This is a genomic window from Flavobacterium sp. Flavsp81, assembly GCF_059491325.1.
Window position 1 is genome coordinate 1,058,869 of the sequence record NZ_CP168505.1, and the last position, 20,930, is coordinate 1,079,798.

The window sequence follows — 20,930 nt, forward strand, 5'->3', positions numbered from 1 at the left end:
CATATTAAATTTCGTGGCAAAATCGTGGCACAGTGGTTAAAAAAAAATGACAAATGCAGTATAGGCAAGGGTTTCCGACTTAAGGTTCGAATCCTGCTCTCCCCACAAAAAAGTCCTAATGAAAATTAGGACTTTTTTTATGCTATATAATTAAAAATTCCAAATCTCAATTTTTTAAGATTGGGATTTGGAATTTTTAATTATGTAATTTATTTTGAGTTAGTCTAAAATAAAACTAACGCTTACATTTGCTGTAATTTCTATTTCTCCAATCGCTAAAGTTTCGTTTGAAGCCCCCGCATCAGCTGATTCTTTCATTCTCATACCTGCATACATTGGCTGCGGTTGGTAAATTTGTGAATTATCAGAAATAGTAATTGCTTTACCTATTTTTTGTCCTAAAACCGAAACATAGTCTTCTGCTTTTGCTTTTGCATCCTTAATAGCCAGTTTTCTTGCTTCTGACTGATATTGGGCCAGTTTAGAAGATTCAAAAGAAACCTTGTCTATACGATTAATTCCTTGCTGAACCAAGCCTTCCATCAACTCATCGTATTTAGATAAATCTTTCAATACAATTTCTACAGTTTGGATAGCATTGTAGCTGGTCTTCTTTTTTTCATAATCATACTGCGGATTTAGAGCAACCTGTTTCGTTTTAAAATCAGCTGTTGGAATGTTCATTTTTTTAATGAATTTTAAAACTGCATCTATTTTTTCGTCATTTTGTTTTTTAACATCCTTAGCATTATTTCCTTTTGTTTCAACGGTAGCAGAAATACTGACCTGATCAGGTGTTACTTTTATTTTTCCTTCCCCATTTACATTAATTTGAGGAATTTGCTTGATTTCCTGACCATAAGTCATTGTCATAAACATGATTGTTATAAATAATACTAGTTTTTTCATTTTTGTTATATTTAAATTATTTGATAATGGCATTTCAAAAGTTGTGCCAACATTATAATTTATCCATTTTAGCCATCACAAAAAGTATCAAAATTGGAATCGCAAGTAAGATCGTCATTAAACTGTGGTCCATAATTAAAGACGGTTCTTTTATCAAAGTAATCAAATAACCTCCTACAGCACCTCCAAAATGCGCCGTATGTCCAATGTTGTCGTTTTTGGCTTTCATTCCATAAATAGAATACAATAAATATAAAATTCCGAAAAGATAAGCCGGGATAGGAATGATTCCAAAAATTCCCAACATCATATCAGGCTGCAATAATATTGCTGAATATAAAACACCCGTTACAGCCCCTGAAGCTCCAACGGCCCGATAACTGTAATCATTTTTATGGAATATCATCGTAAGTAAACTTCCAAAAATTAAACTTCCAAAATAAACTAAAATGAATGAAAAACTGCCTAAATAATCAATCACTGTAGGTGCAAAAAACCAAAGTGTCAGCATATTAAACGCTAAATGCATTATATCAGCATGTAAAAAACCCGAAGAAAGCATTCTTATCTGCTCGCCGGAACGAATACTTCCAACATGAAATTCGTATTTTCTAAAAAAAGCAAGATCGTTAAATCCTTTATAACTAATCAACACATTGGCAACAATAATCCCTATCAAAATGGTATTCATAAATTTTATTTTTATTTGAATTGTAAATATAGTCAATCTTGAAGACAACTTTCAAACTGTCCAAAACATATGGCGTCTATTCATTTTTACTTTATATTTGTGGAAAAAAAGTTAGATGCAATTTCTCGTTTATATTTTAGCTTATCCGATACTTTGGTTTATTTCAATCCTTCCCTTTCGAATATTTTATTGGTTTTCAGACTGTGTTTTTTTTCTGGTGTATCATGTTTTAAGTTACCGCAAAAAAATAGTACGTAAAAATCTTGCTCTTGCTTTACCGCATTTAAATGACACAGAACGAAAAGTCATAGAAAAAAAATTCTATCAGCATATGTGCGACATGTTTTTGGAAATGATAAAAACAATGAATATTTCTCCTGAAGAAATGGATAAAAGATTTACTGTTACCAATATTGAAGTAATGAGAGATTACGAAGAAAAGGGTAAAAGTATTGTTTTATTAGCTTCTCATTATGCCAGTTGGGAATGGCTTTTAAGCCTTACCAAAAGACTAAAATTCAGAGCTATTGGTGTTTATAAAAAAATTGCAAATCCATATTTCGATAAATTAGTCCGAAAAATACGCTCAAAATACGGGACGGAATTAGTTGAAACTAAAAAAACTATTCCGTTAATGGCACAAAATCAGCGAGATGGAGTTTTAAGCCTTTATGGCTTAGCCAGTGACCAATCACCTAAAATGGATAGAATTTTTCATTCCAAAACATTTATGGGAATTGAAGTTCCGGTTCATACCGGTGGTGAAATGCTCGCCAAAAAATATGATTTAAGTGTTTTATTTATTAAGGTAAAAAAAATAAAAAGAGGATATTATGAAGCAACAATAGTTCCGATTTGCGAGAATCCAAATGATTATCCAAATTTTGAAATTACTGAAATGTATTTGAAAGAAGTTGAAAAACAAATCCTTGAAGCTCCGGAATATTATTTATGGACGCACAAAAGATGGAAACACAGAAAATAAAAAAAGCCCAAAAGTAATCTCTCTTTTGGGCTTTTCATTGAATTAATTTTAGATAATTTATTCTTTTACAAGATAAATTCCATCTTCTTTAATTTCTATGAATTTATCCTTATAAAGAGCTCCAATTGCTTTTTTAAAAGTTTTTTTGCTCATTTTTAATACAGTTTTAATGTCCTCAGGATGTGAATTATCATTTAGGCGTAAAAATCCACGATTAGCTCTTAATTCATCCAGGATTTTCTCTGCATTAGGCTCAATACTCTGATAGCCCTGTACCTGCAAAGCAACATCTATTTTGTTATCCGGGCGAATATTTTTTATGTAACCGCGCATTCTGTCTCCGGTTCTTATCGCATCATCATAGACTTCATCTTTATATAGCAATCCTTTATGCTGTTCATTGATGATAACATTGATTCCTAATTCGGTAATATGCGAAACGATTAAATCAACCTCTTCACCTTTCTCAACTGTAAGCTCATCGTTCTTTAAGAATTGATTTAATTTACTTGAAGCTACTAAACGATTCGTTTTCTCATCCATATACAGATAGACCAAATAACGTTTCCCTTTTTCCATTGGACGGGCCTGCTCTTTAAACGGAACAAGAATATCTTTTTCCATCCCCCAATCCATAAAAGCACCAATCTGATTGATATAATTCACTCTCAATAAAGCAAATTCATTTAACAAAATATAAGGCTCAAGTGTTGTTGCAACGGGACGCTGCTCATGGTCTAAATAAACAAAAACAACGAGTTCTTCGCCGATTTCAAATTCATTAGGAACGTATTTATTTGGTAATAATATATCATGAATTCCTTCGGGGTCTTTTTCAGGATTTCCTAAAAATAAGCCAACTTTGGTGTCACGTAAAATGGTAAGTGTATTGTATTTTCCTATTTCAATCATATTCTTGGAGTTCTAAGCTCTAAATTAGCTAAGTTTTAAAGTGCAAATGTACGAAGTTTGAAAATGGTAAAGCGAAAAAATATTTATATAAAAAAGCGTCTAATGATGCTTTTAATTTTAAATCAACTCTTTGAAGTATTGCTTTAAAATAACATCATTTTCGAAGGTTGGAGTGAAAATTTCTAAAATATTTGGTTTATCATTTATTTCATAAAATGAAGTTATACTTTTTTCTAATGAAGGTAAATCTATTGCCGTCAAATAATTAAACTGATACATTTTTGCCAAATGCTCAGCAGTCAAATGATGTGAGGTTTCAAAAAAGGTATTAAAAACAGGTTTTTCCTCATGTCCTGGCAAAATTCTAAAGATCCCTCCTCCTCCATTATTAATCAAAATAATTTTAAAATTTTTAGGGATATAAGAATTCCATAAAGCATTACTGTCATATAAAAAGCTGATATCACCAGTAATAAAAATATTAGGTTTTAAGCTTGCTACAGCTGCACCAATGGCTGTTGATGTACTTCCGTCAATTCCACTTGTTCCGCGATTACAAAAAACTTCAATGGATGGGTCAATATCAATTAATTGCGCATATCGAATTGCTGAGCTGTTACTTATTTGTAATTGGCTGTTTTTAGGCAAAGATGCTATTACTTTTTCAAATACCTTAAAGTCAGAAAAAGGGATTTTATCCAAATACTTTTGCTTTTTAATTTTTCGCAATTCATAAATCTTATTTATCTGTTTGAAATAATCGCTTTTTACAAAAACCGTTTTGGATAATAAATCATTGAAAAAATCATTTGGCTGCATTACAACATGTTTTGTTAAAGCATTAAATGTATCATAAGCACGTAAAGTATCAATATGCCAATGATGCAACGGTTTATATTTTCGTAAAAAACCTTTGATACGTTTCGAAACGACCATTCCTCCAAAAGTTATTAAAATTTCCGGTTCAAACTCTTTAAAATCAATATCATCAAAGGGTGTAATTAAAGTATCAATACTATTAATAAAATTCGGATGATGTAAGTTAGAAGTGGTTTCTGTCAGCACGACAATCGATGGATCTTTAACCAGGTTCTCTATTATTTTCTCATCAATTGAATTTGCTTCATTTACACCAACTAAAACAAGTTTGCGTTTAGCCGAATTCCAAATAGAAACAAAATCTTCTATATTTTCAATTACTTTTGATTTAAAGGTTTCCTCAGCATAAGTAATTTTTGAATAAACCGAAAGTGCTTCAACCATTTCATATAAAGGCTCTTCAAAAGGTGCATTAATATGAACCGGGCCTCTTTGAAGAATTGCCGTTTCAATAGCTTTATTAATTTTTAAATCATTTTCTTCAGAAGCTTCTTCAGTTAAATTGGCATTAAATACCGAATGATTTTCATAAACATTTTGTTGACGGATTGTTTGACCGTCTCCAATATCAATCTTATTTTGCGGACGATCTGCCGAAATAACAATTAACGGAATCTGACTATAAAATGCCTCCGCAACTGCCGGATAATAATTCAATAATGCTGACCCTGAAGTACAAACAACTGCTGTTGGGAATTTAGTTTGCTGGGCAATTCCTAATGCAAAAAAAGCAGCGCAGCGTTCATCTGCAATGCTGTAACAATTAAAATTAGAATTTTGTGCAAAGCCTATAGTTAAAGGCGCGTTTCTTGATCCGGGAGAAATTATAATGTTGGTAATGCCTTTTGCTGAACAAATTTCTATAATACTTTGAGCAAGCGGTATTTTGGGGTAAATCATTCGTTATGGTATATTATTTTTTAAAGAAAATTATAAATTTCCTATGCTACAAAGTTACAAACTTCACATTATAAACAGGAAAGATATTAAGTCTCTTTTTGTGAAAAGAGAATATATTTGTAAAAAATAAAATTTTCGAATAAAATAAATTTCGTAAGCATTTAACAATCTTATAAAACATGGCAAATTTAACGATACGACCTGCAAAATTAGATGATTTAAACAAAATCCTGGAAATTGTTAATCATTCTATTTTGCACACAACTGCAAATTATAATTATGATATCCAGACTTTGCAAGTTCAGACAAAATGGTTTGAGGATAAAAAAACTAAAAACATGCCTGTTATTGTGGCAGATTTAGATGGTGAAGTCGTTGGTTTTGGCAGTTATGGACAGTTCAGGGAAAAAATTGGATACCAATATACTGTCGAACATTCTGTGTATGTAGTTGATAATGTGATTGGAAAAGGGATTGGTTCTAAACTATTAACCGAATTAATAAGATTGGCCAGGGAACAAGATTTTCATGTGATGATTGGTGCTATCGACGCCGACAATACAGGAAGTATTGCTTTTCATGAAAAATTTGGGTTTACAGCAATAGGAACTATTCGTGAAGTTGGCTATAAATTTAATCATTGGCTTGATCTGGTTTTTATGCAACTGATATTAAAGTAAATTTTAAACGATTACCTTGCCCTGACAAGAGTAACACGAGCAATAGCTAGCTAAACAGTTTATAAAAAATCCACAAACTTATATCTTATTATAAATTTGTGGATTTTTTGGTTTAGATAGTCTAAATATTAGCTTTTTATCCAATTGATGATTTCCGGATCGGTTGGCAATGTTTTTGGCTTAATTACTTTCACCAATTCACCCTTTTCGTTGATTAGGTATTTCTGGAAATTCCATTCTACTTCAGAATCCTGCAGGCCATTTTTAGATTTTTGAGTCAAAAATTTATATACTTCACACATATCGTCACCTTTTACAGAAACTTTGTCCATCATAGGAAAAGTTACTCCATAATTTTGCTGACAAAAAGCACCAATTTCTTCATTTGTTCCAGGTTCCTGTGAAGCAAAATTGTTTGCGGGAAAACCTACTATTACAAAACCTTTATCTTTATATTCTTTGTAAATGGCTTCAAGGCCTTTATATTGAGGTGTCAGTCCGCATTTTGAAGCGGTGTTTACAATCATTATTTTTTTACCTTTTAAAGAAGCAAAGTCAAAAGGGTTTCCTGATAAATCTTCAACTTTATATTGATAAATGGTTTCTTTTGTCATAACCTTATCTGTTTTAGTCGTTTTTGTTTTATTTGTTTGTGCCTGAATTTGGTAACTAAATAAAAATAGTAAACCACAGGACAGAAATAATATTTTTTTCATCGTTTTAATTTTTTTATAAAATTAATTAAAATCAGTTTTACATGAAGCTTTTGAGTGCTTTATTTTTATTAAATATAAGTTAAATAAAGAAGCCTAACATTAATCAGGCGTTAGGCTTCAGGCATATAAACAAATCAAACTATATTAAATTTTATTTCTTCCTTAACCCTTGGATTTAGATAATTAATATTGATATTTTTTACTTTTTACAAGAATTAACATCAGATTTTTACTATATAATCACGTACGTAAAAAATTAAATTTTGGTTTTAAAAAATGTCATAAAAAAACTAATTATTTTTAGTATCCCTTATTTTACAAAGGGTTTCATGCATAAAGAAAAAGCATTTCTATAAAAAAATAAATTATCTTTAATTCAGATATTTCATACACTTGTGCTCATTAATTGAAATGTATATGTTTGTATAGCTAAAACAAAAATTTATGGATCAGGAAGAATTATTAGTTTTAATTTACAAGAAAGATGAAAAAGCTTTCACACATTTATACGATATGTATTCTAAAAGCTTATTTTCTGTAATTAACGTTCTTGTAAAAAACAGAGAAGAAGCAGAAGATGTGCTTCAGGAAGTATTTGTAAAAATTTGGAAAAACATTGATTCTTATCACGAAAGTAAAGGCCGGTTTTATACCTGGATCCTAAATATCGCCCGAAATACATCGATTGACAAATTGCGTTCTAAAAATTTTAATAATAGTCAAAAAAACCTAAGTTCTGATAATTTCGTACATCTTTTAGAAGATAATAACAGGTTGAACAATAAAATTGATACAATTGGAATTCAGGAGTTTGTAAAAAAACTAAAACCAAAATGTATTGAAATTATTGATTTGTTATTCTTTAAAGGATATACACAACAAGAAGCGTCCGAAGAATTAGCTATTCCTTTAGGAACAGTAAAAACACAAAACAGAAACTGTATTAATGATTTACGCAATTATTTGAAAATCTAATGGAAGCAAAAGACTATATAGAATCCGGTATTTTAGAACTTTATGTATATGGATTACTAAGCGAAGACGAAAACATAGAAATTGTCAAAATGGCAAAAAGTAATCCGGAAATTGACAACGAAATAATTTCTATAGAAAAAGCAATTGTAGCACTGTCATCCAGCTTTTCACCTTTTCATTCGGTAGCTAATTATGAAAAAATAAAAGCCAAACTTGACCTCAAATATGGCAATGTTGTCGAAATGAAGCCGGTATCCCGCTGGTCAGAATATACCGGATGGGCTGCTGCCGTATTATTACTTCTGGGTATTGGATATCAGACATTACAGTTAAATGAAACCAGACAGGCAATTTCAGTTATTGGTACCCAAAAAAGTAAGATTGAAAGAGAATATGCCTATTTAGGAGAAAAAAGCAAAGCTGTCGAAAAAAGCCTGACTATTGTCAGGAATATTAAAAATACAGGTGTAACTCTGGGAGGTCAAGCGGTTTCGCCACAATCATTTGCAAAAGTGTATTGGAATAAAGAAACTAAAACAACTTACATTGATGCAGCAGGTTTGCCTAACCCCCCAAAAGGAATGGTTTATCAGGTATGGGCACTTAAATTAAGCCCAACCCTAACACCAACAAGTATTGGTTTGTTAAGTAATTTTGAAAAAAATGATCAAAAAATATTTGCAGTAAATCAAACTGTTTATGCTGAAGCTTTTGGTATTACGTTAGAACCGGAAGGTGGAAGCATTTCGCCAACAATGGAACAATTATATACTTTAGGAAAAGTTTAATTATAAAAATTACTGACCCAAATTTCAATTAGGTTTTTTATTTATTTATGCAATTTAACTCGCTTATACCTGTAGTCTTAAGATTGACTTAATTTTAAATGAGTTTTTCTTACAATATTTTTTTTAGTGTTCTATTTTATTCTTTTAATTATAGAGGGTTTTTATATTTTTTTTAAAAAAAGTTCTTAGAAATGCTTTATTTCTATAAATAATTGAATTAAGCACTTATTAATTCAAAAGTATATCATAAATTATAATTATTTTATAAAAATATTTATTTTAAATTTTATTCAATTAAATTTGTGCAATCGATTACATTAACCACAATCGTTAAATTAACTTAAACAATTAAACAAAAATTAAAATGAGAAAAAAATTCCCCTTATTCTTTTTCCTGCTAAGTTTATCCAGCGTTTTTGCACAAAATTATTATATGTCGGCTCCCGAAGGATTTGGTGCTGCAGCAACCGGAGGCGGAACCCCGACTGTTTCTAATACTGTGACGGTTTCAACTTATGCTGCTTTAAAAGCTGCTCTTACTTCAATTGCGACTGCTAATTCAGTAATTTTGGTTTCCGGAACTATTGATTGTGTTTATACTAGTGTATTATTGACCAATAAAACCATTATTGGTTTACCGGGAGCTAAACTTAGAAATACTCAGATAACAGTAACTTCTACCCCCCCATCAGCTAGTGATTCTTCAACATCTTCTGCTAATTCAGGAATTCTTTATATAAAATCCGGTTCTAAGAATGTTATTATTAGAAATCTTATTTTTGAAGGCCCTGGTGCTTTTGACGTTGATGGCCGCGATAATCTTACTAACGAAGGTACAGATGTTTGGGTAGATCACTGTGAATTTCAGGACGGAATTGACGGTAATTTTGACAATAAAGGTGATGCAGATAATGTGACCATTTCATGGTGTAAATTTACCTATTTGAAAGCGCCAACTGCTGGAGGGTCAGGAGGTTCTGCTGATCACCGCTTTACGAATTTAGTGGGTTCAGGAATTGATGATTTTCCAACAACAGATGCTAATGGAAGATTCAGTATTACCTTTAAAAACTGCTATTGGGCAGAAGGCTGCAAGGCCAGAATGCCAAGAGCCAGAAATGCTGAGTTGCATTTATTAAATTGTTATTACAAAACCAGCGTTTCAGGATCCACTGCTGTTGGTTTAGGTGCAGGAAATAAAGGTACGACTTGTTATGTTGAGAATTGTAATTTTGAAAAAGTGGGCACTATTTCCAGCCCTGTTACGGAAGGTACCGGAACAGTTCAGGTAAAATTTGACGGTTGTATTAAAGGAACACCAACTTCTACAGCTGTTACAGGTCTGGATGCCGGAACTGCACCTGCAAAACCAACTTATACCTATACCGTACTGCCTATAGGAGATGTAGCTACTTATATTCCAAATGCCACTTGTGGTGCGGGTGCTACACTTCAGGTTACTTCAGCCGGTGTAATTTCTAGTAGTTGTCCTAATTTAGGTGTTAATGATAATATATCTGATTTAGAACTTAAATATTATCCAACAGTTGTGGATAATTTATTGAACATTGAATTTTCAAGTATTGAAAATGGTACTGCACTTGTTGATATATTTTCTGCTAACGGAAGCAAAGTATATAACCATTCAAAAAGTGTTACTGCTAATGAAAAATTAGAATTAAACATTGGAAACCTCGTTAAAGGAGTTTATATCTGTAAAGTACAAATTGAAAACAGAGTTAAAACTTTTAAGGTTATAAAAAATTAGTTTTAAAACAAAACTAAAGCTCATTCATTAAAAATGTGCGTAATTATTTTAGACAGTAGTAGACTTAAGTTTACTACTGTTTTTTTATAGTCTAATATTAATTGTTTTTGCAATTATTCAATTACTATATAAATTAGTGTGTTATTATTAAAAGCTCTCACCTGATCCTCCTCCGCTAAAACCACCTCCGCCAAATTCCATTGGCGATTCCGGAGATTTTACTTCAGGTTTCATTCCGAATGTAGAGGCAATAATTAGAGCTTCTGCATTCAAAAAAGTATTTGAATTTGAAATTCTGTCTGGTTTAAAGGTTAATCCTGATTCTTTGTTTTTAAGTTTTTTTATTGAAAAATAAGCAATTCCAAATAAAACTAATCCGCCTAATATCAATGCAACTTCAGAAGGCAAAATATGGTGATAAGACCGAAAAGTAAAAAGTGAAAAACAAAGACACAAAAGACTAATCCAAAGCAAAATTCTTTGTTTGCTTTTGAGCGCATAAAACAAATAAAACGCCGGAACTATAAATGTAAAGCACCAAAAGATCCAGACAAATGGAATTTCCGGACTTTCTGCATAATAATTTTCTATTAAAAATGCCGAAAACTCTCGTACAATAAAATAATTTCCTGAAAGATACAGCAATATTAAACTAAGGCTTTTTATCAAAAGAATCCCGTTATTATAAAAAGTTTCTGTTAGATTATTTATAAGACTTCTGCAAAAATAATAAGTTCCAATACTAAAAATTATCATAAGAAATGGTAGAACTTCTTTTGCTGATTCTCTAAAATCAATTATCGCATATCCTATTGTTACCGTAAATGCTAAATAAAAAACGAATACAGACAATAAATGCAAATAGCGTAAAAACAAAATAAGTGAAACTATTGCTATAGTTATTGAAACAGCTAAAAAATTATCTCCATCTGTTGAAATTGCAACCGCAATACCAGCATTTAATATTGTTCCAAAAATAAAGGCTTCATCCAATCCATGTCTGTAATAATTATTTCTTCCAAAAAATTCAGAACCTGCCAATCCAACAAAAGCAAAAATATAGCAACAAACATTTAAATAATCACCAGGGTAAGTGTTATATCCAAATAATGAAATCGCACCTCCGATAGAAAAATATAAAAATACACCTAACAGAAAAAAACCTATCCGAATTAAAATATTATAATGAACCTTAAAAGACTGCAGCTCTTTTTCTATTACACGTTTTTGATCTTTATTTATAAAACCGCCTTGCAGCAAAGAATCAGCTTGTTCATGTAATGTTAAATTTTCCAATAACTTTTTATCATATACTATCATAGCGCTATTCCCTTATTAAAATCCTTAATTAATTTGATGAATAAAATCACTGAGCCTGCAAAATAAATTGGACTTATAAATAAAAAGAAATCGTCTAAATTCCCATAATTCCTGGAATCCAATAATTCTACAATTCTAAAAAGAAAAATCGAAATTCCGATATAAGCATAAATAATCATAAAAACATATATGGAAATTGCTTTTATTGGATAGCTGACTTTATAAAAATAATAAGAAGATATTGCTAACGGAATTATAGTCAGCAGCCATAAATCAGAATTAAACTTTAGTAAATTACTAATTAATGCAATACTGATTATGTGTAATGCAAATGTTAGATAAATTAAATTAAAATGTGTTTTTAGAGTGATTCGGGTGCTGTAAATTGTCCATAGAATTAATAAAATGCCCAACATTATTGCCGAATAACTTAAATTTTGATGAGAATAAAAATCGCTGTCCAATAAGTCCTGAGGCGTAACCGAAAAGCCTACATAAGCCGCCAAACCAGTAATAGCAATGGTCAAAACACTTTTATTATCAAAATAATAAGCACAAAAGAAGCTGACAATTGTCGGAATTAACGTTGCTAATCCGTAATAAGTACCAAAAGGCTTGTATTGAAATTGTAAATAACCTATAAAAATGCAGGTCAAAATATTCGCCATAAGCACTAAGTACTCTAAAACAGGACTTTCAAAAGTTGTTTCTGATTTCTGAAATCCCTTTGAATTTTTAAAACAAAAATAAAAGCAGATTGCCGTGACAATTAACAATAAAGATAAAATTGCAATGTGCCCAATTGTATCAATGTTTTTATAGATTAAAATTCCTATTCCGGATGTAAAAAGTAAAACAGATATATAGAGAAACATTTTCAATTCCGTATTTAGCGAAAAAATGCCTAAGTTTTTATAACTTTTTATCTGTTGAAATTGTTCTTTTGTAATGAAATTTTTCTCAAAGAGATTTTGAACCGACTCCTCGTCAAACTTTGCCATATGTATGATAACTTTTATGTTCAAATATATGGATTTAGCATGAATTTTCTGCTTTATTAAAAATCTTATACGAAAAAAAGCGTTATGAAATCATAACGCTTTTTTCTTTAATAGGAATTTTTCATTTTATCTTTAATTGCTTCTAAACATAAATTATTTATACTGCCTTCATGTGTGTGCTTTGTTTCTTTTGGCGATTGATAGGTTCCGGCTTCCAATTGTTCTGCAACAGCTTTGTAAGCATCTCTAAAAGGCATTCCGGCTACTACCATTTCGTTTAATGTATCAACCGTAAATAAGTAATCGTATTTTTTATCTTTTAAAATATTGTCTTTTACCGTAATATCTTTTACAGAGAAAATAGCAATATCCAGACACGCTTTCAGGTTTTGAATTGCTGGAAACAAACCTTCTTTCAATAATTGCAAATCTCTGTGATAACCGCTTGGCAAATTATTGGTAATTAAAGTAATTTCGTAAGGAAGTGCCTGAATCTTATTGCATTTGCCTCTGATTAATTCGAACACATCAGGATTTTTCTTGTGCGGCATGATACTGGAACCTGTCGTAAGATGTGCCGGTAGACTGATAAAATCAAAATTCTGACTCATATACAGACAAACATCCATTGCAAATTTTGAAAGCGTTGCTGCTACACTGCTCATGGCAAAGGCAACCGTTTTTTCTGCTTTTCCACGGCTCATTTGTGCGGCTACGGCATTAAATTTTAAAGTTTCAAAACCTAATTCCTGGGTTGTAAAAGTTCTGTTGATTGGAAAAGAACTTCCGTAACCTGCTGCAGAACCTAACGGATTCTGGTCTACAATTTTTGACGCGGCATTTAACATCGTTACATCATCAATTAAACTCTCTGCGTAAGCAGAAAACCACATTCCGAATGAGGATGGCATAGCAATTTGTAAATGTGTATAACCTGGCAATAAAACATTTTGATGTTTCTCTGCAGATTCCATTAGCAAGTCAAAAAGTGTTTTTACCTGTTCTTTTAAGGCTTTCAATTCATCTTTTAAATACAGATGAACATCAACTAAAACCTGGTCGTTACGGGAACGCGCAGTGTGGATTTTTTTTCCCGCATCACCCAATTTTACTGTTAGTAGATATTCGATTTTGGAATGTACATCTTCAAAACTGTCTTCGATTTCGAAATTTCCAACTACGATATCTGCAATAATATCATTTAAGGCATCAACTAAAGAAGTAGTTTCTTCTGAAGTTAATAATCCAATTTGTCCAAGCATTTTTGCATGTGCAATTGAACCTAAAGCATCGTATTTTGCAAGAACCAAATCCAGTTCACGATCGTTTCCGACTGTGAACTTTTCTATTTGTTTATCTGTTGGTATTCCTTTTTCCCAAAGTTTCATAAGATGTATATTTTTTTTTGTTTCACAGAGTTACTCAAAGAAACTCGAAGATTCACAAAGTTTTATTTTATTATTATGTTTCTTATTTCCTAAATGTCCTAGCCCCGATAGTAGTGAAAATCCTTTTTTGCCGGGGTTCGGCAAAAAAGATTGAAACGGATAGCGGGATTAGCTCCTTACCCTTCGACTTCGTTCAGGATGACAATTATAATTTAAAAAAATCAGTTAGTATTTTGATATACAACTCTACTCCTTCTTCGATTTCGTTGATAAAAATAAATTCATCTGCTGAATGTGACCGAAGTGTTTCTCCAGGCCCTAATTTCAAAGACTGACAACTCAAAACGGATTGGTCTGAAAGTGTTGGCGAGCCATAAGTTGTTCTTCCTAAAGCGATTCCGGCCTGAACCAAGTCGTGTACAATTGAAATAGACGAAGCGTTTAAATGCATGGATCTTGGCGTTACTTCGGCATTTACATTGGCTTTCACTACTTCAAGAATTTCAGCATTTGTGTAACAATCATTTACACGAATGTCCACTACCAAATCACATTCTGATGGTACCACATTATGTTGTTTTCCTGCACTGATCTGTGTTACGGTCATTTTTACGGGACCTAAAACCTCAGAGATTTTATCGAATTTATAATTTTTAAACCATTCCATTACCGGAATAGATTTATATAATGAGTTATCATCATTTTGATGCGCGGCGTGGCTTGCAGTACCTTTTACTTTTACATCCAGAACCAATAAACCTTTCTCGGCAACAGCCAATTGCATTAATGTCGGCTCGCCTACAATCGCGCAATCCAGCTTCGGTAAATGTTTTAACACACTGTTTAAACCGTTTTTTCCGCTGCTTTCTTCTTCGGCGGAAGCGACAATTACTAAATTATGTGACAAATTTTGATTTTCATAAAAATGAACAAAAGTCGCCAATAACGAAACCAAACATCCACCGGCATCATTACTCCCTAAACCGAATAATTTGTCGTCTTTTTCGATGGCTTTAAATGGATCATTGGTATATGCCTGATTTGGTTTTACGGTATCGTGGTGTGAATTCAGTAAAAGTGTCGGTTTATTTTGGTCGAAATATTTATTGAAAGCCCACACATTATTGTTTTCTCTTTTAAAGGGAATCTCGTTTTGATTGAACCAATTTTCTATTAAAAGTGCCGTTTGATCTTCTTCACTTGAAAATGAAGGTGTTTCAATCAGATTTTTTAATAATGATATGGCTTCCTGGGTAAGCGTTTCTATATTTTTCATTTCTTATTTTGGTACTGAGATGCTGAGATTGCAAAAGTCTTGGTTTATTGGGAACTTAGCAACTTTTTTTTTTATAATGTAATTGTCGTGTGCAGAACATCCGGGTTTTGCAGCATTTTATGATGTCCGATTTTGATTTTCTTGACGCCTCTCGACAAACTATTGAAACAATTATCCAATTTCGGAATCATGCCCGAATGAATTACTTTTTCGGACTTTAGTTTGTTGTATAATTCTTCATTAATTTCTGTAATTACAGAAGAATCATCCTCTGAATCCTGTAAAACGCCTTGTTTTTCAAAACAATAAGTCAGTGTAACATCAAAAACTTCTGACAAAGCAATTGATAGTTCACTTGCAATCGTATCAGCATTTGTATTTAATAATTGCCCGTTTTTATCGTGCGTAATAGCGCAGAAAACGGGTACAATTCCGTTTTCAAGTAACGTTTTCAATAATGCTGTATTTACTTGCTTTACATCTCCAACAAAACCGTAATCGATTGTTGGATGGTTACGCTTTGTAGATTGAATTAAATTTCCATCAGCACCTGAAAAACCAATCGCATTATTGCTTTTAGCCTGTAATTGCGCCACAATATGCTTATTGATTTGACCAGCGTAAATCATTACCACAACATCAAGCATTGGAGCATCTGTAATTCGGCGGCCTTCAATCATCTGAGGAACCAAACCAATACTTTGTGCCATTTTTGTAGCTGATTTTCCACCTCCATGAACCAGCATTTTATATCCTTCAATTTTAGAGAAATCCGTTAAGAATTGCTCTAATTCAGTTGGATTATCTATTATATTACCGCCAATTTTTATTACTGTAACTTCCATAAGTTGCTAAGATACTAAGTAGCTTTAAACTACAATTTCTTTAAAATCTTCTGTAAAACTAATTGTGCCGAATAGGTTCTGTTATTCGCCTGCTGAATTACAATTGAATTCTCGCTGTCAATAACTTCGTCAGTTACAATTACATTACGACGAACAGGCAGACAATGCATGAATTTACCGTTATTAGTCAATGCCATTTTTTCAGCAGTTACGGTCCAATTTGAATCTGAATTAGTCACTTTTCCGTAATCGTTGAAATTGCTCCAGTTTTTTACGTAAACGAAATCGGCATTTTCGAAAGCTTTATTTTGATCGTATTCGATTTTAGAATCTTTTGTAATTTCCGGGCTTAATTCATAACCTTCGGGATGCGTGATGACAAAATCCATGTCTTTTTGCATCTGCATCATTTCTACGAATGAATTTGCAACTGCCTGAGGCAATGCTTTTGGATGTGGCGCCCATGAAAGAACCACTTTTGGTTTGTGTTTCGTTTTGTATTCTTCCATTGTAATGGCATCAGCCAAAGACTGTAACGGATGACGAACAGCACTTTCCATGTTTACAATTGGCACTGTAGCATGTTTCAAAAACCCTGAAATAACTGTTTCAGCATAATCTTTTTCTTTGTCTGCCAAACCTGCAAAAGCACGGATAGCAATAATATCACAATACTGTGAAACGACTTCAGCCGCTTCTTTAATATGCTCTGAAGCACCGGAATTCATCACAGCTCCGTCTTCGAACTCCAATGTCCAGCCTTCGTTGGTAAAGTTCATTACCATAACGTTCATTCCTAAGTTTAAAGCCGCTTTTTGAGTACTCAAACGCGTTCTTAAACTCGGGTTAAAGAATAACATTCCTAAAGTTTTATTCTTTCCTAAACTTTGATTTTTAAGCGGGTTCTTTTTAATTTTTAATGCGCTTTTTACCCATTTTGATAATGAGTTGATATCTTTTATTGAAATATAGTTCATAACTTTTCTTTTTATTTTTTCTTACTGGTATCTAAAATTAGACGCGGATGAAACGGATTCGCTATCGCGAAGACGCGGATGAAAACTGATTTTATTTCTATATTTCATATTCTTACTTTTCTAGTGTTTTCAAATATTTTCCGTTTAAATTCTGGTTTTGTTCCAAAATTTAAAAGCAAACCTACTTCACAATTTGTTCCTTTTAAATAATTCAAAATTTGATTTTCAAATTCTTTTATTATACAATCAGCTGCTTTTAATTCCAATATAACTAAATCCTCAACAATCAAATCGGCGTAATATTGTCCAACCTCGATTCCCTTATAATAAACTTCAATTTTCTTTTGAGCTTCAACTTTAAATCCCTTATTTTTTAATTCTAAATATAAAGAATTCTGATAAACTCTTTCTAAAAAACCATATCCCAATTCATTATAAACTTCATAAAAAATTTTAATAATAGAATTTGTTAACTCCTCGTGTAATAATCCCATAATTAAAAAAATCAGTTTAAATCAGTGTCTTCGCGATAGCGAATCCGTTTCATCCGCGTTCTATAATTACACAATCTTAGTAAAAGGGATTTCGCCTTTTAAAGCTTTCAAAATAAAATTATCATTTAATCCGTTCACGATCCAGGTTTCAATGTTTGCCGCTTTTGCAATGCCTGCTGCTTCAATTTTGGACTGCATCCCCCCTGTTCCGTGTGATGATTTTGATTCACCGATTTCTTTTTCTAAAACTTTTAAATCACTCACTAAACCAATCGTTTCCGGATTTTCATTATGAATGGAAGCTTTTGTATATATTCCGTTAGTATTAGTTGCGATTATCAGAATATCAACATTTAAAAGAACTGCCGTTAAAGCTGCTAATTTATCATTATCCCCAAACTGAATCTCATCCGTGGCAACAGTATCATTTTCATTTATAATCGGAATGTAATTATTCTCAATCAAAACATTGATTGTATTGACAATATTTACTTTCGATTGTTCTTTTTCGAAATCAGAATAAGACAGTAAACATTGTGATGTCAATAGGCCTAAATCGCTGAAATTCTCATGAAAAATCCGCATTAAGTGAGGTTGCCCAATTGAAGCCAAAGCTTGTTTGACAATAATTTCTTTGCCTTTGCTTTCAAGTTTTACAAATTGTTTGGCAGCTGCAATCGCTCCTGAACTCACAATTACAAATTCGTAGTCTTTGTTTAAAGCGGCAATCTGCACACCAATATCCTCAATCTTTCCTCTCGAAATATGATTGGTTTCTTTGGTTAAGGTATTACTTCCTATTTTTAATAAAATCCTTTTTTTAGTCATTATTTTTTAGCTTCTAAGGTTCTGAGTTACTAGGATTCTAAGTTTTTTAAATCTAAAATCTGAACTCTTAAATCTAAAATTATCTAATTTGTCCTTCTCCGTAAATATACCATTTATTCGTAACCAGATGTTGTAAACCAATTGGACCTCTTTGATGTAATTTGTCGGTACTTATGGCCAACTCTCCTCCTAAACCAAATTGTCCTCCATCAGTAAATCTGGTAGAGGCATTTTGATATACTGCTGCCGAATCAATACTATCCATAAATTCCTGGGCAACGGCATTATTTTGTGTAATTATGGAAGCAGAATGACCACCACAATACTTATTGATTTTTGAAATAGCTTCTTCGTCAGAATTTACAATTCCAACAACAATTTTATAATTTAAAAACTCTTCGTACCAAATTTCATCATTTTCAATTGCAGGTACCTGAGTAGCATTTGCAAAAGCTGAATCACCCAAAACAGTAACATTATATTTTTGCAGTTCAGTAACTAATTGTTTTGCAAAATCTTCCCAATTAGAAAGTTTAACATCAATTAAAACTTTATCTAAAGCGTTACAAACACCTATATTTGTGGTTTTTCCGTTAATAATAATATCAAGGGCTTTTTTCAAATCAGCTTCTTTGTTTACATAAACAAAGTTATTGCCACGACCACTAACGATTACCGGACAAGTAGCATGTTTCTTTGTAAAAGCTATCAGCTGTTCACCGCCACGAGGCACGATTAAATCAACTCTTTGCGTTGGATTTTCCAAAAAAGCCTGAGTTTCGGCACGATTGTAATTCAAATATTCAACCCAATTCGTTGAAACTTCATTTTCTTCCAAAGCCTGATGCCAAAGAGAAACTATTTTTAAATTCGATAACAAAGATTCTTTTCCGCCTTTCAGTAAAATTTTGTTTCCGGACTTGAATGCAATTCCGCCAGCTTCAACGGTTACATCGGGTCTTGATTCATAAATGATCATTATTGTTCCAAAAGCTGCCGTTTTGTTAATGATTTTCATTCCGTTGTCGTGTACAAAATGAAATCGCTCAACACCTACAGGATCTTGCTGGCTGGCCAATTGCTGCATTGACAATATCATTCCGTCAATTTTGGCATCGTCCACCAACAAACGCTTTTCCATAGCCAGATCATCACCGGAATAATTGCTTAAATCCTGTCGATTAATACTTTTAAGATTAGCTCTTTCCTGTTCCAGAAGTTGAGCCATCCGACTTAAAACAGCATTTCTTTTTTCTATGGATAATAATGTATTCATCTTTAATTAGTTGTTTTTGGGCGTGTCCCTATCAGGTCGGGCTATTCGTTCCCGCTTTTTTATAATTCGCGAAAAATCGCTAATTATAAAAAGAGCTCCACTGCTATCCCTCACGCAATCAAAATATTATTTTAATTCAGCCAGCGACTCTTGTAAAGCCACAATAAACGCATCAATATCTGATTTTTTCACAGTAAGCGGAGGTAAAATTCTCAATAGATTTTTATTGTTCGCGCTTCCCGTAAAAATGTGTTTCTCAATGATTAGTTTCTTTCTCAAGGCACTTACGTCAAAATCAAATTCAATTCCGAGCATTAATCCTTTTCCTTTTACTTGTTTGATTCCTTCAACTTCTTTGATTTTTTCTAAGAAATAGACATAAATTTCATTAACATTCTTTTGTAAATCAAGCTTTTCTATTACGTCCAAAACCGCAATTCCTGCTGCACATGATAAATGGCTTCCGCCGAAAGTAGTTCCTAATAATCCGAAACTTGCTTCAAATTTTGGGGAAATCAAAATCGCTCCAACCGGAAAACCGTTCCCCATTCCTTTCGCAACAGAAATGATATCAGCGTTGATTCCGTGATGTTGGAAAGCAAAAAACTTCCCGCTTCTTCCGTACCCGGATTGTACTTCATCCAAAATCAAAACTACATCATGTTTTTTACACACTTTTTCCAAAGCCTGGAAAAATTCTGTTGTTCCCTGGTCCAAACCTCCTACTCCCTGAATTCCTTCAATGATTACAGCAGAAACATCTCCTTTTGCAAGTTCTGTTTCAACCAATTCGATTTGGTTAAGAGGTAAAAAAGTTACTGCTTGCTGTGCGTTAATCGGTGCTACAATTTTTTTGTTATCTGTAACCGCAACTGCAGCAGAAGTTCTTCCGTGGAAAGAATTATGAAAAGCAACAACTCTTGATTTTCCGTTATGAAAAGAAGCTAATTTCAAAGCATTTTCATTTGCTTCAGCCCCGGAACTGCATAAAAACAATTCGTAATCTTCTAATCCTGAAAGTTTTCCTAATTTCTGAGCCAATTCTACCTGCAAAGGATTCTGAATAGCGTTCGAATAAAATCCTAAATGATCCAATTGATTCTTTAGTTTTTCAACATAATCAGGTTGCGTATGGCCAATCGAAATTACACCATGTCCGCTATATAAGTCTAAATATTCCACTCCGTTATTATCTGTAATTGTGCAGTCTAGCGCTTTTACAGGAGTTATGTCGTAAAGTGGGTATACGTTAAATAAATTCATTTTCTATAAAGTTAAATGTTATTTGTTAGAGGTTAAGAGTTAAGATGTAGGCGTTTACA

At 32.4% G+C, this 20,930-nt stretch carries 20 protein-coding genes; 5 read left to right on the plus strand and 15 right to left on the minus strand.

Annotation, left to right across the window (positions count from 1 at the left end):
* Positions 1-219: 219 nt before the first annotated feature.
* Positions 220-909: an SIMPL domain-containing protein gene (locus ACEN92_RS04370; protein ID WP_495641151.1), complete on the minus strand. Its 690-nt coding sequence runs from the start codon at positions 907-909 to the stop codon at positions 220-222.
* A gap of 52 nt (positions 910-961) precedes the next feature.
* A complete protein-coding gene (locus tag ACEN92_RS04375) occupies positions 962-1,600 on the minus strand; it encodes a rhomboid family intramembrane serine protease (RefSeq protein WP_495641152.1) in 639 nt (212 codons plus the stop codon).
* A 115-nt stretch (positions 1,601-1,715) separates the two neighbouring features.
* Here ACEN92_RS04375 and ACEN92_RS04380 point away from each other — a divergent pair, with 115 nt between their 5' ends.
* Entirely contained in the window at positions 1,716-2,585 is an 870-nt protein-coding gene (locus tag ACEN92_RS04380; RefSeq protein ID WP_495641153.1) for a lysophospholipid acyltransferase family protein, read from the plus strand.
* 57 nt (positions 2,586-2,642) lie between these two features.
* Here the strand turns inward: ACEN92_RS04380 and ACEN92_RS04385 are convergent, their stop codons facing one another.
* Positions 2,643-3,497 (minus strand): CvfB family protein, encoded by an 855-nt coding sequence (locus ACEN92_RS04385; RefSeq protein ID WP_495641154.1) that lies wholly within the window; start codon positions 3,495-3,497, stop codon positions 2,643-2,645.
* 117 nt (positions 3,498-3,614) lie between these two features.
* The gene (menD, locus tag ACEN92_RS04390; protein ID WP_495641155.1) at positions 3,615-5,276 is read right to left on the minus strand and encodes a 2-succinyl-5-enolpyruvyl-6-hydroxy-3-cyclohexene-1-carboxylic-acid synthase; all 1,662 of its coding nucleotides are present in this window, start codon (positions 5,274-5,276) and stop codon (positions 3,615-3,617) included.
* Positions 5,277-5,455: 179 nt separating this feature from the next.
* On the opposite strand from menD, the gene ACEN92_RS04395 reads away from it, so the two are divergent.
* Entirely contained in the window at positions 5,456-5,956 is a 501-nt protein-coding gene (locus tag ACEN92_RS04395) for a GNAT family N-acetyltransferase (protein WP_495641156.1), read from the plus strand.
* A gap of 128 nt (positions 5,957-6,084) precedes the next feature.
* Here ACEN92_RS04395 and ACEN92_RS04400 read toward each other — a convergent pair whose 3' ends face one another.
* Complete coding sequence (locus ACEN92_RS04400; protein WP_495641157.1) at positions 6,085-6,672, minus strand: glutathione peroxidase; 588 nt, start codon at positions 6,670-6,672, stop codon at positions 6,085-6,087.
* 444 nt (positions 6,673-7,116) lie between these two features.
* Between ACEN92_RS04400 and ACEN92_RS04405 the strand changes: the two genes are divergently transcribed.
* From ACEN92_RS04405 to ACEN92_RS04415, 3 genes are all read left to right on the plus strand, one after another.
* The gene (locus ACEN92_RS04405; RefSeq protein ID WP_495641158.1) at positions 7,117-7,647 is read left to right on the plus strand and encodes an RNA polymerase sigma factor; all 531 of its coding nucleotides are present in this window, start codon (positions 7,117-7,119) and stop codon (positions 7,645-7,647) included.
* On the plus strand, positions 7,647-8,435 hold the full coding sequence (locus tag ACEN92_RS04410) for an anti-sigma factor (protein ID WP_495641159.1): 789 nt from the start codon (positions 7,647-7,649) through the stop codon (positions 8,433-8,435). The genes ACEN92_RS04405 and ACEN92_RS04410 overlap by 1 nt, the downstream gene beginning before the upstream one ends.
* Positions 8,436-8,799: 364 nt before the next feature.
* Positions 8,800-10,203 (plus strand): T9SS type A sorting domain-containing protein, encoded by a 1,404-nt coding sequence (locus ACEN92_RS04415; RefSeq protein ID WP_495641160.1) that lies wholly within the window; start codon positions 8,800-8,802, stop codon positions 10,201-10,203.
* A 147-nt stretch (positions 10,204-10,350) separates the two neighbouring features.
* On the opposite strand, the gene ACEN92_RS04420 is transcribed toward ACEN92_RS04415, so the two are convergent.
* The 10 genes from ACEN92_RS04420 to ACEN92_RS04465 form a co-directional block, all read right to left on the minus strand.
* A complete protein-coding gene (locus ACEN92_RS04420; protein ID WP_495641161.1) occupies positions 10,351-11,523 on the minus strand; it encodes a hypothetical protein in 1,173 nt (390 codons plus the stop codon).
* On the minus strand, positions 11,520-12,524 hold the full coding sequence (locus ACEN92_RS04425) for a DUF2157 domain-containing protein (RefSeq protein ID WP_495641162.1): 1,005 nt from the start codon (positions 12,522-12,524) through the stop codon (positions 11,520-11,522). The genes ACEN92_RS04420 and ACEN92_RS04425 overlap by 4 nt, the downstream gene beginning before the upstream one ends.
* A 107-nt stretch (positions 12,525-12,631) precedes the next feature.
* Positions 12,632-13,912, minus strand: coding sequence for an argininosuccinate lyase (argH, locus tag ACEN92_RS04430; protein ID WP_495641163.1), 1,281 nt, complete (start codon positions 13,910-13,912; stop codon positions 12,632-12,634).
* A gap of 205 nt (positions 13,913-14,117) precedes the next feature.
* Positions 14,118-15,188: a M20 family metallo-hydrolase gene (locus tag ACEN92_RS04435; RefSeq protein WP_495641164.1), complete on the minus strand. Its 1,071-nt coding sequence runs from the start codon at positions 15,186-15,188 to the stop codon at positions 14,118-14,120.
* Positions 15,189-15,259: 71 nt separating this feature from the next.
* On the minus strand, positions 15,260-16,033 hold the full coding sequence (argB, locus tag ACEN92_RS04440) for an acetylglutamate kinase (RefSeq protein WP_495641165.1): 774 nt from the start codon (positions 16,031-16,033) through the stop codon (positions 15,260-15,262).
* Between the two features lie 29 nt (positions 16,034-16,062).
* Positions 16,063-17,010 (minus strand): N-acetylornithine carbamoyltransferase, encoded by a 948-nt coding sequence (locus ACEN92_RS04445; RefSeq protein WP_495641166.1) that lies wholly within the window; start codon positions 17,008-17,010, stop codon positions 16,063-16,065.
* A gap of 104 nt (positions 17,011-17,114) precedes the next feature.
* Positions 17,115-17,504 carry a GxxExxY protein gene (locus ACEN92_RS04450; protein WP_495641167.1) on the minus strand — a complete coding sequence of 130 codons (390 nt, stop codon included), beginning with the start codon at positions 17,502-17,504 and terminating at the stop codon, positions 17,115-17,117.
* Between the two features lie 66 nt (positions 17,505-17,570).
* Positions 17,571-18,332, minus strand: a complete 762-nt coding sequence (gene proB, locus ACEN92_RS04455) for a glutamate 5-kinase (protein WP_495641168.1) — start codon at positions 18,330-18,332, stop codon at positions 17,571-17,573.
* 79 nt (positions 18,333-18,411) lie between these two features.
* Positions 18,412-19,608 (minus strand): glutamate-5-semialdehyde dehydrogenase, encoded by a 1,197-nt coding sequence (locus ACEN92_RS04460; RefSeq protein ID WP_495641169.1) that lies wholly within the window; start codon positions 19,606-19,608, stop codon positions 18,412-18,414.
* A 126-nt stretch (positions 19,609-19,734) separates the two neighbouring features.
* Positions 19,735-20,871, minus strand: a complete 1,137-nt coding sequence (locus ACEN92_RS04465; protein ID WP_495641170.1) for an aspartate aminotransferase family protein — start codon at positions 20,869-20,871, stop codon at positions 19,735-19,737.
* Positions 20,872-20,930 lie beyond the last annotated feature (59 nt).